This is a genomic window from Micrococcus sp. H39-S4 (assembly GCF_027158145.1).
In the GTDB taxonomy this organism is placed as follows: Bacteria; Actinomycetota; Actinomycetes; order Actinomycetales; family Micrococcaceae; genus Micrococcus; species Micrococcus luteus.
This window is the reverse complement of the sequence record NZ_JAPVLT010000008.1, coordinates 85,703-99,521: the sequence shown is the minus strand read 5'-3', so window position 1 is coordinate 99,521 and position 13,819 is coordinate 85,703. Positions and strand designations below refer to the sequence as shown.

17 protein-coding genes are annotated in these 13,819 nt (G+C 75.2%); 9 read left to right on the top strand and 8 right to left on the bottom strand.

Annotation, left to right across the window (positions count from 1 at the left end; translation table 11 throughout):
- Positions 1–91 precede the first annotated feature (91 nt).
- Positions 92–304, top strand: a complete 213-nt coding sequence (locus tag O3T09_RS09305; RefSeq protein ID WP_010079881.1) for a hypothetical protein — start codon at positions 92–94, stop codon at positions 302–304.
- Between the two features lie 35 nt (positions 305–339).
- Here O3T09_RS09305 and O3T09_RS09300 read toward each other — a convergent pair whose 3' ends face one another.
- Positions 340–885, bottom strand: a complete 546-nt coding sequence (locus O3T09_RS09300) for a GNAT family N-acetyltransferase (protein ID WP_020624710.1) — start codon at positions 883–885, stop codon at positions 340–342.
- A 72-nt stretch (positions 886–957) separates the two neighbouring features.
- On the opposite strand from O3T09_RS09300, the gene O3T09_RS09295 reads away from it, so the two are divergent.
- The gene (locus O3T09_RS09295; protein ID WP_044659331.1) at positions 958–1,467 is read left to right on the top strand and encodes a GNAT family N-acetyltransferase; all 510 of its coding nucleotides are present in this window, start codon (positions 958–960) and stop codon (positions 1,465–1,467) included.
- On the opposite strand, the gene O3T09_RS09290 is transcribed toward O3T09_RS09295, so the two are convergent.
- Both O3T09_RS09290 and O3T09_RS09285 read right to left on the bottom strand, forming a co-directional pair.
- Positions 1,457–2,146, bottom strand: a complete 690-nt coding sequence (locus tag O3T09_RS09290; protein ID WP_020624712.1) for a M23 family metallopeptidase — start codon at positions 2,144–2,146, stop codon at positions 1,457–1,459. The genes O3T09_RS09295 and O3T09_RS09290 overlap by 11 nt on opposite strands.
- 12 nt (positions 2,147–2,158) lie before the next feature.
- Positions 2,159–3,421, bottom strand: a complete 1,263-nt coding sequence (locus tag O3T09_RS09285; protein ID WP_020624713.1) for an NAD(P)/FAD-dependent oxidoreductase — start codon at positions 3,419–3,421, stop codon at positions 2,159–2,161.
- A 74-nt stretch (positions 3,422–3,495) separates the two neighbouring features.
- Between O3T09_RS09285 and O3T09_RS09280 the strand changes: the two genes are divergently transcribed.
- Entirely contained in the window at positions 3,496–4,263 is a 768-nt protein-coding gene (locus O3T09_RS09280) for a sulfite exporter TauE/SafE family protein (RefSeq protein ID WP_020624714.1), read from the top strand.
- Positions 4,264–4,284: 21 nt separating this feature from the next.
- Here the strand turns inward: O3T09_RS09280 and O3T09_RS09275 are convergent, their stop codons facing one another.
- The gene (locus tag O3T09_RS09275) at positions 4,285–4,893 is read right to left on the bottom strand and encodes a TetR/AcrR family transcriptional regulator (RefSeq protein WP_020624715.1); all 609 of its coding nucleotides are present in this window, start codon (positions 4,891–4,893) and stop codon (positions 4,285–4,287) included.
- Between the two features lie 72 nt (positions 4,894–4,965).
- On the opposite strand from O3T09_RS09275, the gene O3T09_RS09270 reads away from it, so the two are divergent.
- From O3T09_RS09270 to O3T09_RS09260, 3 genes are read left to right on the top strand one after another with little or no spacing between them, the layout of a single operon-like run.
- Complete coding sequence (locus O3T09_RS09270; RefSeq protein ID WP_043279211.1) at positions 4,966–5,751, top strand: ATP-binding cassette domain-containing protein; 786 nt, start codon at positions 4,966–4,968, stop codon at positions 5,749–5,751.
- Complete coding sequence (locus O3T09_RS09265) at positions 5,751–8,210, top strand: YhgE/Pip family protein (protein ID WP_020624717.1); 2,460 nt, start codon at positions 5,751–5,753, stop codon at positions 8,208–8,210. The genes O3T09_RS09270 and O3T09_RS09265 overlap by 1 nt, the downstream gene beginning before the upstream one ends.
- A gap of 6 nt (positions 8,211–8,216) precedes the next feature.
- Positions 8,217–8,777, top strand: coding sequence for a GNAT family N-acetyltransferase (locus O3T09_RS09260; RefSeq protein ID WP_020624718.1), 561 nt, complete (start codon positions 8,217–8,219; stop codon positions 8,775–8,777).
- Between the two features lie 12 nt (positions 8,778–8,789).
- Here O3T09_RS09260 and O3T09_RS09255 read toward each other — a convergent pair whose 3' ends face one another.
- Together O3T09_RS09255 and O3T09_RS09250 are read right to left on the bottom strand one after the other, a co-directional pair.
- Positions 8,790–9,320, bottom strand: a complete 531-nt coding sequence (locus tag O3T09_RS09255) for an SgcJ/EcaC family oxidoreductase (protein WP_020624719.1) — start codon at positions 9,318–9,320, stop codon at positions 8,790–8,792.
- A 29-nt stretch (positions 9,321–9,349) separates the two neighbouring features.
- Positions 9,350–9,490, bottom strand: coding sequence for a hypothetical protein (locus tag O3T09_RS09250; RefSeq protein ID WP_017488522.1), 141 nt, complete (start codon positions 9,488–9,490; stop codon positions 9,350–9,352).
- Positions 9,491–9,801: 311 nt separating this feature from the next.
- On the opposite strand from O3T09_RS09250, the gene O3T09_RS09245 reads away from it, so the two are divergent.
- Genes O3T09_RS09245 through O3T09_RS09235 form a run of 3 tightly spaced genes read left to right on the top strand, consistent with a single transcriptional unit; the run spans position 9,802 to position 11,965 of the window.
- Positions 9,802–11,052: a polysaccharide deacetylase family protein gene (locus O3T09_RS09245; protein WP_020624720.1), complete on the top strand. Its 1,251-nt coding sequence runs from the start codon at positions 9,802–9,804 to the stop codon at positions 11,050–11,052.
- A 10-nt stretch (positions 11,053–11,062) separates the two neighbouring features.
- Positions 11,063–11,617 (top strand): TIGR03086 family metal-binding protein, encoded by a 555-nt coding sequence (locus O3T09_RS09240; RefSeq protein ID WP_020624721.1) that lies wholly within the window; start codon positions 11,063–11,065, stop codon positions 11,615–11,617.
- Between the two features lie 39 nt (positions 11,618–11,656).
- Positions 11,657–11,965: a hypothetical protein gene (locus O3T09_RS09235; RefSeq protein ID WP_036314546.1), complete on the top strand. Its 309-nt coding sequence runs from the start codon at positions 11,657–11,659 to the stop codon at positions 11,963–11,965.
- A gap of 17 nt (positions 11,966–11,982) precedes the next feature.
- Here O3T09_RS09235 and O3T09_RS09230 read toward each other — a convergent pair whose 3' ends face one another.
- A complete protein-coding gene (locus tag O3T09_RS09230) occupies positions 11,983–12,780 on the bottom strand; it encodes a TVP38/TMEM64 family protein (protein WP_020624722.1) in 798 nt (265 codons plus the stop codon).
- A gap of 162 nt (positions 12,781–12,942) precedes the next feature.
- Entirely contained in the window at positions 12,943–13,785 is an 843-nt protein-coding gene (locus O3T09_RS09225) for a GTP pyrophosphokinase (protein ID WP_036314511.1), read from the bottom strand.
- Between the last annotated feature and the right edge of the window lie 34 nt (positions 13,786–13,819).

Below are 13,819 nucleotides of genomic sequence, written 5' to 3'. Positions count from 1 at the left end.
GCAGGACTGTGCCCCGCCGCCGTCGATGCGCCACCCTGGTGCGCACGCCCCGGTGGGACAGACCCGCCGGGCGCCGACCCGAGAGGACGTCATGACCCATCACGAGCGCGACGACCGCCAGGCCCTGGCCGCCGGCGAGACCTACCTGATCCACGTGCTGGAGACCTCCGATCCGCCCGGCAACCCGGACCACTACCGGATCACGGACGCGGTCGAGGCCCACCACGCGTCCACCGGCTCCTACGACGTCGAGGCCGGCGGCCTGGACGCCGCCCGCGAGCTGCTCGCCCGCCACGCCAAGTGAGCGACCGGGGCTGAGACGTCCGGCCGGGCCGCGCCTCACGCGCCCGGCCGGAGCCTCATCCCCAGCACGGTGCGCGCCTCGAGCCCCAGAGCCGCGCGGGCCTCGGGCGCGCCGGTGCGGTCCTCGCCCACCACGGTCATCCCGATCCGCTCGGCCACCCGGCGCGAGGCCGTGTTCTCCGGGTGGATGATCGCCACGAGCTCGTGGTGCCCCAGCACGTCCCGGGCGTGGTCCCGGCAGGCGGCGGCCGCTTCGGTGGCGTAGCCGCGCCCCCACAGGTCGGCCCGCACGTGGTAGCCGACCTCCAGGCGAGGCTCCCCGTTGACCTCCTGCCACGTCAGGCCGCAGTCGCCCACGAAGCCGGGCCCGCCGTCGTCGTGGGTCTCGATGATCCACAGCCCGTGCCCGTCCTGCGCGTACCGGCGCCGGTTGCCCGCGATCCACGCCGCCGCCTCCGCGCGCGTGCGCGGGGCGGGGTAGAAGCGCATCACCACGGGATCGGCGAGGAGGCCGGCCAGGTGGTCGAGGTCGGCGTCGGCCATCTCGCGGAAGCGCAGACGGGCGGTGGGGGCGGGCGGCATGCGCCCAGGCTAGCGGCGGGCGGATGCGCCCCGCCTCTTGTCTGCGCGGGGCCGGGCTGGTCGACTGTGCCCATGCCGCATTCCCTCTCCCTGCGCCCGTTGCGGGTGGATGACGCCGAGGCCATGGCCGCGGTCCTCGCCGACCCGGACCTGTACACGTACACCGGCGGGACGCCGCCGGGCGAGGAGGAGCTGCGGCAGCGGTACGCGATCCTCGCGCGCGGTCGCTCCGAGGACGGCGCGGAGGACTGGGCCAACTGGATCGTGGTGCTGGAGCCGGAGGGCCGGCCGGTCGGCTACGTCCAGGCCACCATCCCCGTGGACGGGGGACCCACGCAGATCGCCTGGCTGATCGGCACGCCGTGGCAGGGCCGCGGGCTGGCGAAGGAGGCCGCCGGCCTCCTCAAGGGCGAGCTGCGGGACCGGGGGGTGCGGCGCCTCGTGGCGGATGTCCACCCCGAGCACACGGCCTCCCAGCGGGTCGCCCAGGCGATCGGCCTGGCGCCGACGGACGAGGTCGTGGACGGGGAGGTCCGCTGGGCCGGGTCCGTGGACGACGGCGGCGGCCCGGTCACCGGCTGAGGCCGCGGCGCCGCTCCGGGTAGGAGCCGCCGAGCTCCACGCCCCGCTCGGCCAGGTAGGCCTCCGGGTCCACCGGCTCGCCGTCCACGCGCAGCTCCAGGTGCAGGTGCACGCCGGTGGCGGCGCCGGTCTGCCCGACGCCGGCCAGGTGGTCCCCGGCGGAGACGCGCTGGCCCGCGTCCACCACGGTGGAGTCCGGGGCGGCGTGCAGGTAGCGCCACACGTGGCCGTCCCCGGCGTCCACGGCGAGCAGGTTGCCGCCCGCGTCCCCGCCGGCCTCCACGAATAGGACTCGGCCGTCGGACACCGAGTGGAAGGGCGTGCCCTCCGGCACCCCGCCGAGGTCCACGCCGTCGTGGCGGGTCAGGGCCTCCTCGGACACCCCCGAGGGCACCACGCCCTCGCCGAACGGGTTGGGGCGGGGCCCGAAGCGGGAGGTCACGCGGCCCTGCACGGGCTCGGCGTACCCCTGCGTGTTCACCGTGGGCGGGGCGGGGGTGAAGCCGCCGTTCCAGCGCCGCCGCTCGGCGCCCGCGCCGGCGTCGTCCCGGCCGGCCGGACCGAACGCGAGGACCAGCGCCAGGACGGTCGCGATCAGGGCCAGCGCCCCCACTGCGGCCAGCACGCCCCCGGCCACACCGCTGCCCGGGGAGCCGGCGCCGGGGGTCGGGGTGGTCATCCCCTCAGTCTGTCATGCAGGGTCGGGACGGCCCCGGCCTTCGCCCACGGCATCCCGGCCCGCCACCAGCTCCCGCCCGCGCTCGTAGTCCTCGTCCGCGTTGTAGGTCAGCACGCCCACCACGCGGTCCTGCGCGTCCGTGTACCAGAGAGTGAACCCGCCGGTGCGCTCCACCATGCGGGCCTGCTCGTGGCCGTCGCCCCACGCGGCGTGCTTGAGCGTGTGCTCGCCGATGGTGCTCCAGAACCCGGGCACGGCCTCCCACCGCCGCAGGGACTCCGGGTCCGCCGTCGCCGCGTGGGCCAGCACGGAGGCCTGGCCGGCGCCGCCCGGCACGCCGACCTCGGTGCGGGCCGCGTTGTGCCCGGCGACCTCGCCCATGCCGAGGGCGTCGCCCCAGTGCTCCACGGGGATCGGCCGGCCGGCCACGGCGTGGTGGGCGCGGGCCACGTCCCCGGCCACCCACACGCCCGGCGCCGCCGCCAGGTGCTCGTCCGCCACGATCCGCCCCTCGTGCATGGTCAGCTCGGAGTCCTCGAGCCACCCGCCCCCCGGCTCGACCCCCACCGCGGCGAGGATCAGGTCCGGGGCGAGCGTGGCGCCGTCGTCGAGGTGGACGGTGCGCGGGGCGCGCACCTGCCCCACCCGCACGCCGGTGCGCAGCTCGACGCCGGCGCCGATCAGCCACTGCGCGATCCGATCGCCCGCCTCGCGGCCGAGCCGCTTCTGCTGCGGCACCTCGTCCGGGGTGACCAGCGTGGTGGCCACCCCGCGCAGGGCCAGGGAGGCGGCCGCCTCGCAGCCGATGAACCCCGAGCCGATCACGACGGCGGAGCGCGCGTGCCCGGCGGAGGCCACCAGGCGGCGGGCGTGGTCGAGAGAGCGCAGCAGGTGCACCTCGGCGTCGTCGTCCGCGACGGGCAGGGGCTTCGGGTGCGCGCCGAGGGCGAGGATCAGGCGCTCGAAGCGGACCGGCTCCTCGCCGACCCGCAGCGTCCGCGCGGCGAGGTCCGCGCCGGTGACGGTGGTGCCGCGGCGCAGCTCGACGCCGTCCGGCAGCTCCTCCCCGGCGATCGGCGTGCCCTCGGGGGCCGCCATGCCGCGCAGCAGCTCCTTGGACAGCGGCGGACGCTCATAGGGGTGGTCCACGTCCGAGGTGAGCATGAGGACGGGGCCGGGTCCCCCGGCGTCGAGGTAGGCGCGGGCGGCGCTGGCGCCGGCGGGGCCGCTGCCCACGATCACGAGCGGGTACGGGGTGGAGCTGTGCTGGGCCATACGGCCAGCATGCGCACCCGTCACGGGCGGGCGCCAGGGCCGACGGGCACCCCCGGCTCCGGCATACTGCCCGCATGGACCCCTCCCTGGTGTGGCTGCCGGCCGTCGTCGCGCTGGCCGCGATCACCCTGGGCGGCACGCTCCAGCGGGTGAGCGGAATGGGTGTGGGCATGATCGCCGCACCCACGCTGTCCCTGCTCCTGGGCCCGGTGGCGGGGGTGACGCTGTCCAACGTGGCCGCCTCGGTGTCCGCGGTGCTGCTGTTCGCGATGCTGCACCGGCATGTGGACTGGCCGCGCTTCGTCCGCCTCGCGCCGTTGCTCGTGACCGGCTCGTTCGCGGGGGCGTGGGCCGTGCGGGTCCTGGACGCCCACGCACTCGAGATCCTCCTGGGGTCCTCCGTGCTGGTGGCCGTGGCCGCCGTCCTGGGCCTGCAGCAGCGCTTCACCGCCCAGGGGGACGGGGCCGTGTTCGCCTCCGGCGCCGTCGCCGGGTTCATGAACACCACCGCGGGCATCGCCGGGCCGGCGCTCGCGGTCTACGCGGTGGCGAGCCGGTGGGACCAGCGCTCGTGGGCGGCCACCCTCCAGCCCGTGTTCCTGCTGGCCAATCTCACCTCGCTGGTCACCAAGTCGCTGTTCGGCGCGGCCGTGCCCGCGGGGCTGCACGTGCCGTGGCCGGTGTGGGTCGCCGTGGTGGTGGGCGGCCCGCTGGGTGTCCTGCCCGGTTCGGTGGTGGCCCGCCGGGTGGACCCCGCGAAGGCGCGCGTCCTCGCGATCTGCCTGGCCGGCGTCGGGGGCACGCTGGCGCTGGTGCGCGGTGTGGCCGGCACCCTGGGCTGAGGCGGGGCCGGCGCGCAGGCGTCAGGGCAGGAGGGAGCGCACGGCCGCGGCCAGCGTGTCCCGCACGTCGTCCACCGTCAGGTCCTCCGGGGCCAGGTGCCGCTCGACCGACAGCGTGTGCACGAGCATCAGGAGCATGGCCGCAGTGTGTGTGACCTGCTCGTCCGGGACGTCGGCCAGCACGCGGTGCTCGCGCAGCAGGCCGGCCAGGAAGTCCCGCCGCCGGACGGTCAGCGTCCGGTAGGCTCTCCCCACGGCGGGCTCGCGCAGGCCCACGGCCTGGAACTCGTGGAGGAGCAGGGGCCAGGAGCCCGTGGTCTCGAGCACGACGTCGGCCAGGGCCTCCGCCACGCGGGCCACCAGGTCCTCGCGCGGCAGGTCGGGGTCGTCCAGGGCGTCGGCGACGCCGTCCATGGCTCGGGTGGTCGCCCGCTCGAACTGGACGGTGCAGGCGGCGGCGAAGAGGTCCGGCTTCCCCGCGAAACCGGAATAGACGGCGCCCTTCGTGTAGCCGGCCTCCGCCGCGATGCGGGCGAGGGAGGAGCGCGCGTAACCCTCCCGTCCGAACACCCGAGCCGCGTGGTCGAGGATGGCCGCGCGGACATCCTCGCGGCGGGGTCGGGTCGCCATGTTGCCCTCTCGATGCCGATGGTATTGAATACCGATGGTATTGAATCCGCCTCGACTCGGCAAAGAGGGCCCATGTCTTCCACTCCCACCGACGCCGATCACCATGGCCCCGGGCCCGCCCCCGACCCGGCGCACCTCGACGACCTCCCGCCCGCCACCCTCGTGGCGCGCGGTCTGACCCTGCGCGGCAGTCGCGGGCCGGTGTTCGGCTCCCTCGACCTCGTGCTGCCCCCGCAGACCCACCTGGCCGTGCTCGGAACCCAGGGCTCGGGCCGCTCGGCCCTGCTGCTCGCCCTCACGGGGCGCCTGCAGGGCGTGCGGGGCGAGCTCGTGCTCACCGGCGGCCCCGTGGACGTCGCACTGGACGGGCCGGAGCGGCCCGCCGCCCGCGCGTACCGGCCCCCGATCGACGCCGCGCGCCACCCGCACGCCCTGCGCGCCCGCACCGCCGTCGCCCACACCACCGACGTGGTGGAGCTCGAGCCGGCGCTGACCGCGGCCGAGGTCGTGGACGAGCGCTGTCTCACCGACGGCGTGCGCCGCCGCGCCGGCCGCGCACGCTTCGCCCTCCTCGCCGACGCGGTGAGGCTGACCGTGGCGCCGGAGGCCGTCGTCGGGGAGCTGTCCGCGCCCGATCGCGCGCTGCTGGCCGCCGTCGTCGCCTGCCTGCGCCCGGCCCGCCTCGTCACCTTCGACGACGTGGACGCCACCCTGACCCTCGATCAGCTGGTCGCGCTCCACGCGGCCCTGGACGTCCTCAAGGACCACGGCCACCCGTTCGCGGTGAGCGCCGTGGCCTCCGCGCCCGTGCCGCGCGACGCCGTCGTCCTCACCCTGCCCCCCGTCCGGGAGAACTGATGCTGTTCCGCTACGAGCTGCGACGCTTCCGCCGTGGCCTGCCCCTGCTCGCCCTGCTGTTCATCTTCCTCGTCCCCGCCATCTACGGCGCCCTCTACCTGTCCGCGAACTGGGACCCCTACGGGGCCATGGACCGTCTGCCGGTGGCGATCGTCAACGAGGACGAACCCGTCCAGCGCGGCGACACCACGCTGCGCACCGGCGCGGACATGACCGAACGCCTCAAGGACGACCGCGCCTTCGACTGGCGCGAGACCACGCGCGAGGAGGCCGAGGAGGGACTGCGGGAGGGCCGGTACTACCTCGTCCTGGAGATCCCCGCCGAGCTCAGTCGTGACCTCGTCAGCCCCGAGGGCGGCGGGACACCGCGGCAGGCGCAGATCACCCTGCGCCGAGACGACGCCAACGGCTTCGTGATCGGCTCCGTCACGAACGCGAGCCAGGCCAAGGTCGAGGCCGCCGTGAACCGGTCCGCGATCGAGGCGTACTTCGAGGCCGTCTTCTCCAGCCTCGGCGAGCTGCGGTCGGGCATGGTGGACGCCGCCGACGGCGCCGCGCAGCTGGCCGACGGCACGGCCTCCGCGGAGGACGGCGCGAGCCAGCTGGAGGACGGGATCGTCCAGGCCCACGACGGCTCGGGCAAGCTGGCCGAGGGCGCGGGCCAGCTCGCCACGGGTGCGGGTGACCTCGCGGACGGCGCCGCCCAGGCCGACGACGGCGCCCAGCGACTCGCCGAGGGCGCCGCATCCGCGCAGGACGGGGCCGGCCGCCTGGCCGACGGGCTCGACCAGGCGCGCGAGGGATCCCAGGCCCTCGCCGACGGAGCCGGGCAGCTCGCCGAGAACGCCCCCGCCCTGCGTCAGGGCGCCACGGACCTCTCCGACGGGCTGGCCCAACTGCAGACCGGATCGGCCGAGCTCACCGACGGCGCCACGCAGGTGGCCGACGGCACCCAGCAGCTCTACGACACGGTGATCCCCGGCCTGGACCAGGTGATCGAGCGGCAGGACGCGGTGGCCGCCGACGTCGCCGCGGTGGACGAGGACGTCCAGCGGGTCGCCGAGGTGGCCGGCACGGCCGAGGACGGCGCGGGCGCCCGCATCGCCGACGCGCAGGCCGCCCTGGCCGAGCTCGCCGAAGAGGACCCGACGCTCGCCGAGTCCGAGCAGTACGCCGCGCTCCAGGAGGCGCTCACCGGCGCGGACGAGCGGGTGACCGCCGTCGCCGGCCGCGCCGAGGAGGCCGCCGCGACCTCCGCGGCCGCCAACGAGCGCGTCCAGGGCTTCGTCGAGGACGACGTCGCCGCCTCCGCCAAGGCGGATCTGACGGACCTCAACGACGGCGCCCACGCCGTGGCCGCGGGCGCGGAGAAGCTGCAGGGCGGGATCGGTGAGGCGAAGGACGGGGCCGACTCCCTCGCCGACGGCGCCGGGAAGTTCGCGGACGGCCTCGAGCAGCTGGGCTCCGGCGCGACCGAGCTCGACGGCGGCCTGGCCCAGCTCCAGGACGGCGCCGGGGAGCTGCAGTCCGGCCTCGGCGAGCTGACGGACGGGGCGACCACCCTCGCCGAGGGCAACGCCGCGCTCCACGACGGGGCGCTGACCCTGCAGGACGGTGCGGGGCAGCTGGAGTCCGGCGCCACCGAGCTCGACGGCGGCCTGGCCCAGCTCCAGGACGGCGCCGGGGAGCTGCGCGCCGGCCTCGGCACCCTCGACGACGGCGCCCACGAGCTCGCCTCCGGGCTCTCCGACGGCGTCGACCGCGTCCCCGCCCTGACCGAGGACGAGCGGGACGAGGCCGCCCTGGTGATGTCCCGGCCGGTGGAGGCCGTGATGCAGGTGGACAACTCCGCGGAGGTCTACGGCCGCGGCATGGCGCCGATGTTCTTCTCCATCGCGCTGTGGGTGTTCGGCATCGCCGCGTTCAACATCATGCGGCCCATCAGCGGGCGGCTGCTGGCCGGGCGCCGCAACCCGGTGGCGATCGCGCTGGCCGCGTGGCTGCCCGTGGGCATCGTGGCCGTGGGCGGCGGCCTGCTCATGCTGGCCGCCACGCTGCCGCTGGGCCTGGCCCCCGTGCACCCGGTGCGGGCCGTGGCCCTGACGGTGCTCGTGGCCGTGGTGTTCTCCCTCATCGCGCACCTGATGCAGACGGCGCTCGGCACCCCCGGTTCGGCGCTGCTGCTGGTCCTGCTGGTCCTGCAGCTGGCCTCCACCGGCGGCACCTACCCGGCCGAGGTGCTGCCCGGCTTCTTCCAGGCGCTGCACCCGTTCATGCCGATGAGCTACTCCATCGAGGCGTTCCGCAACGCGATCTCCGGCGGTCCGGACCAGCGCTTCTGGGTGCCGGTGGTCGTGCTGATGGGCATCGGGGCGGCGGCGCTCGCCCTGGACGTGCTCGTGGTGCGGCGCCGGCGTCGGTTCCGCATGAAGGACCTGCACCCCGCGCTGCAGGCCTGAGCGGGGATGACTTCCGCACCCCGCGCCGCCGTCGTCCGTCCGGCCCGCCCCGAGGACGCGCCCGCGATCGCCGCGATCGCCGCGGCCACCTTCCCGGACGCCTCCCCGGCCTCGCTGCCGCGTGCCGCGGTGGAGGCGCACATCGCGTTGCACCTGAGTGAGGCCGCCGTGGCCGCGTGGATCGCGGACCCGGAGCGGATCGTGCTCGTGGGCGCCGCGGCCGACGCCCCGGAGACCCTGCTCGGCTACGCCATGTACGAGACCGCCGCGGCCCCCGAGGCACCCGTCACGGAGCGGCTCGGCGACGTGCCGGCCGGCCACCTCTCGAAGCTGTACGTGCTCGCCGAGGGGCGCGGCACCGGGCTGGCCGAGGCCCTCGTGCACGACGGCGTCGAGCGGCTGCGGCGGCTGGGGTTCCGGCACGTGTGGCTCGGCACGAACGCGCAGAACGCACGGGCCAACCGGTTCTACGAGCGCCTCGGCTTCGAGACGGTCGGGGCGCGGCAGTTCGTGGTCGGCGGGGAGCGGGTCGAGGACGACTGGGTGCGGCTGCTGACGGTGGCGTGAGCCGGTCGCCGCTCAGCAGGCCTCCGGGCCGTCCGGGTCCTCGTCGGGGTCGAACCACGCGGACGGGTGATAGTGCACCGCGGCGAGCCCCTCGTCGTCGGCCAGGTGGGTCTGGGCCCCGGGCACGGAATCCGTGTTCTGCCCGGCCACCGCCTCCCACGCCCCGGTCTCGGTGCGGCGCACCACGAGCAACAGGACGCCGGTGCGCTCGCCGGCCTCGTCGCCGTCGGGCGCGGTCTGCCCCGTCATGGTCCACGGCGCGTGCACCACTGCCACGTCCCCGAGCTCCCGCACCCGCACGCGCCCGAGCTCGAGCCGCGAGTGCGGGAACATCCAGCGGAAGCCGAGCGCGTGGTTCACCCGGATCTGCCGACGCCGCCTCCACCACACGCCCACCACGTTCACGAAGTCCGCGTCCTCGGCGAACAGCTCGGCGAGCGCGTCGGCGTCGGCGGCGTTCCAGGCGGCCGCGAAGGCTTCGGCCACCGCGGCGGGGCCGGTCGGTCGGGCCGCGACGTCGGCGGTGGGGTCCGCGGGGGACATGGCTGCTCCTGGATCGGGGAAGGGCGGGTTCAGCGGGCGGGTCCGTAGGCCAGCGTCAGCACGACGGCGGCGAACAGCACCGCCATCACGGCCAGGACCGTGAGCACGGCGCGCAGGGCCGCACGCGTGCGCGGGTCGGCCGGGGGCGGTGCATCCGGACGTCGGGTCACGCTCGCCAGTGTGGCACGCGGCACGGCGCGAGGGGCGCGTGCGTCGGCGCGCGTCGAAGGCGCCTCCCAGCCGGGGCTCAGTCGACGCTGAAGCTGCGGATGTGGTTGCTGAACACGAAGCGGTCGAACACGGTCCGCGCCGAGCTCGGGTCGTCCGCGTGACCACTCTGGGCCGTCTACGGCGGATCGAGCCCCGCCGCCGGCCGGCCTCCCATGCCCGGCCGGTTCCCACCTCCGCCCGCCCGCCCGGCAGGGGTGGTCCCGGGCCGGGCGGCCTTGGGATGATGGGTGCCCCCGGAGAAAGGTGCCCGATGCCCCCGCCCGTGCCGCAGCCGACCCGCCGACAGATGCTCCTGGCCGGTTCCGCCCTGCTCGGATCGGGACTGCTGGCCGCCTGCGGGCAGGACGGGGAGGACGCGGCGTCGTCGTCCGTGCCGACCTCGTCCGCGCCCACCTCCGCCGCCCCCGCTGGTCCGCCGCCCGCCGGCGAACCGGTGGCCTGGTCGGACGTGGCCCGGGTTCCGCACCTGTTCTTCCACTCCCTCGTGGTGGACCCGGCCCGCGCCTTCGACGGCGACGACAAGGCCGGCGGCTATCTGGACTTCATGGTCACGGTGGACGAGTTCGACGCCGTCATCCGGCAGGTCTACGAGCGCGGTTACGTGCTGGTCTCCCCGCACGAGCTGTACGAGGTGGGGGAGGACGACGTCGTGCGCCCGAAGACCCTCATGGTCCCCGAGGGCCGGACCCCGCTGATCCTCTCCCTGGACGACTGCTCGTACTACCTCTACATGGACGGCGACGGCTTCGCGGACCGCCTGATCGTGGCCGAGGACGGCCGCGTCCGCAACGAGTACACGGACGCCGAGGGCACCACGCACGTCGGGGCGTTCGACGTCGTCCCGCGCCTGGACGACTTCCTCGCCGAGCACCCGGACTTCAGCCTCAACGGCGCCCGCGGCGTGCTGGCCATGACCGGCTACGACGGCGTGTTCGGCTACCGCACCTCGGCCCGCGAGTTCGGGGACAGCCCCACGTTCGACGCCGACGTCGCGGCCGCCACCGAGGTCGCCGACGCGCTCAAGGACAGCGGCTGGGAGTTCGCCTCCCACACGTGGGGCCACCGGACGGTGCCGAAGCTGACCATGGAGGAGCTCGAGTTCGACATGGGGCACTGGCACGAGGAGGTCGAGCCGATCCTCGGCCCCACGGACATGCTCATCTACCCGTTCGGCGCGGACGTCACCGGCCCCGGCACGTACACGGAGGACAACGAGCGGTACCGCTACTTCCGCGAGCTCGGCTACCGCTCCTTCTTCCTCGTGGACGGCACCTCCAAGGCGTGGGGCCAGCTCGAGCCCGGCTACTACCGCGGCTCGCGCATCAACGTGGACGGCATCAGCCTCGCCGCGGCCGTCTCGGGCGAGCGGCCCGTGCTGGAGGAGTTCTTCGACCCCCGGTCCGTCCTGGACCCGGCCCGCCCCGAGTCCATCCGCGGCCCGAAGAAGCCGAGCCCGGCGCCGTCGTCGCCCGCCGCGGCCCCGAGAACCCCGCGACCCTGAGGAGAGCACCATGTCCATCCCCGCCACCGAGGTCGAGGCCCGCTGGAACGCGGCCGCCGAGCCGTTCACCGCCGTCGTCCGGGAGGTGCGGGACTGGGACGCCGCCACCCCGTGCGAGGGCTGGGACGCGCTGGACCTGCTGGACCACGTGATCGCCGGCCAGCGCGACTTCGCCGCCCGCCAGGGCCGTGAGGTGCCCCTCTTCGACGGCTCCCGCCAGCAGATGGCCACCCAGTGGGCCAAGCACGCCGCCGCCATGTCCGCCCTCGCCGGTGACGAGGAGTTCATCCTGCGGCCCATGAAGACCGCGCTCGGGGAGATGCCCGTGGGTGAGGCGTTGATCCGCTTCCACGCGTTCGACGTGATCGTGCACCGTTGGGACCTGGCCCGCTCGCAGGGCGTGGACGCGCGGTTCACGGACGCGGAGATCGACTGCGTGGAGGAGTCGCTGGAACTGTTCGGCGACGCCGCCTACACGCCCGGCATCCTGGGCGAGCCCGTCCCCGTGGCCGACGACGCCGACCGGCAGACCCGCCTGCTCGGTCGCCTGGGCCGTCGGGGCTGAGACCAGGGCAGGACCCGTCCCCGCACCCCAGGAGGCACCGTGAGCGAGTCCACCGGTTTCAGCGCCGCGGAGCAGGCCGCGATCGCCGAGCGCGCGCAGGAGCTGCGCGCCCAGCGCGGCGGCAGGAAGAAGGCCGACGCCCTGCAGGACCTGCTGGTGAAGATCGAGGAGATGCCCGAGCAGGACCGCGCCATGGCGGTGGGGGTGCACCGGATCGTCACGGAGGCGGCCCCGGAGCTCGAACCCCGCACCTGGTACGGCATGCCCGCCTACGCGCGCGGCACGGACGTGCTCGTGTTCCTGCAGGTCAGCAGCAAGTTCGGCGTGCGGTACACAACCCTCGGCTGACGTCCGGCGCAGAGTGGTCACGACACGCCGCGTCGCGCACGCGGAGACGGCGTGTCCTGACCACTCCGCGGGCTTTCCGGCCCCTCCGAGCCCGCCGGCCCCTCCGCGGCCCGGGCTGCCCGTCGCCAGCGCCGCACCGCCCACAGGGTCAGACCGCCCACGGCGAGCCAGCCCACCCCGAGCAGCACGCCGTTCACGACGCCCGGGCGCACCGCGAACGCCCCCATCGCCACGAGGGAGAGCTGCCCGGGGATCACGCCGACCGCGGTGGAGCCGGCGAAGATCCCCAGCGGCACGGCGAGCGCGCCCGCCCCGTAGTTCACGGGCCAGTACGGCAGCCCCGGGGCGACGCGCAGGGCCAGCAGGGCGAGGAACCCGGTGTCCTCGAGCCGCCGCTCCACGGTCTCGGCGTGGCGGCCGAGCCCGCGCAGGACCACCTCGCGTCCGACCGCGCGCGCGATGCCGTACGCCCCGAGCGAGCCCAGCAGGGCTCCGACGACGGACAGCACCGTCCCCTCGATCGCGCCGAAGAGCACACCGGCGGTGACCGCCATGATCGTCACGGGGATGGGGGTGAGCGCCACGGCCGCGTACAGCACGGTGAACGCCAGCCAGCTCCACCAGCCGAAGCCGTCCAGCTGGGCGCGCAGCTCGTCCACGCCGGGCAGGCGCACGGTGAGTGCCAGCCACACGAACGCCGCCACCACGAGGACGAGGGCGGCGGTGCGCAGGATCGACACCCCGCGGTGCCCTGTGCGGGCGGGCAGGGTGGAGGCGGCGCCGGAGTCGCGCGGCGGCACGGCGGTGGAGGGCATCGGCTCAGGCTACCGGCAGCCGCTCCCTCCGCATGTCCTCCCTGGCCTGCGGTCACGCCCTGCTCTGCTTTGCTGGATCACACGCGTGTGACTCATCCACACCTGTGGACAACTCTGTGGAGAACCCTGTGCACGCGGCCCGCCGGGTGTGGACGGAGGGGCTCAGACGGTGGACGCGCCGGGCGCGTCGTCACCCGGCCGCGCCTCGCCCGGCCCCGCCGCCGGCTCGTCCTCGAAGACGGGACCGCCGTCGTCCTCCCAGGCCGCGGCGGCGTCGTCGTCCCTGTCGGTCTCCTGCACCTGGTCGTGCAGGCGCTCCATGCGGGTGTCCAGGTCCGCAGCCACGCGGGCGGCGGCCACGAGCTCGGTCGCGATGTCCGGGGGCACGCCGCCGTCGAACTTGTAGTTGATCTTGTGCTCGAGCGTGGCCCAGAAGTCCATGGCGCTCGTGCGGAACTGCATCTCCACGGTCACCGGGATCGTGCCGGTGGACAGGTGGATCGGCACCTGCACGAGGCAGTGCAGGCTGCGGTAGCCCGAGGGCTTGGGCCGGGAGATGTAGTCCTCCACCTCGAGCACCCGGATGTCCGGCTGCTGCGTGAACTGGCGGAACACGCGGTACACGTCCCGGGCGAAGCTGACGATCACGCGCGCCCCGGCGATGTCCGTGACGTTGGTGCGCAGCGCGTCCAGGTCCAGGGACAGCCCGCGGGCGGAGGCCTTGCGCAGGATCGACTCCGGCGACTTCACCCGCGTGACGATGTGCTCGATGGGGTTGTAGTCGTGCAGGTGCGTGAACTCGTCCCGCAGCACCTCGAGCCGCGCCTCCACCTGGAGCAGGGCCGAGCGGTACTCGAGGTCGAAGCGCTCGACGTCTCGGCGCAGCCGCTCCAGCGCCCCTGACGCCGCGGGGGTGAGCTGCGTCAACTCGGACACGGGGGTGCCGCGCAGCGCCTCGACGTCCGCCGAGGGCGCGGGCGCGTCCGGGGAAGGGTCCTGCTCCATGGCCTCAGAGCCTACGGCGGGATCCTGCGAGACG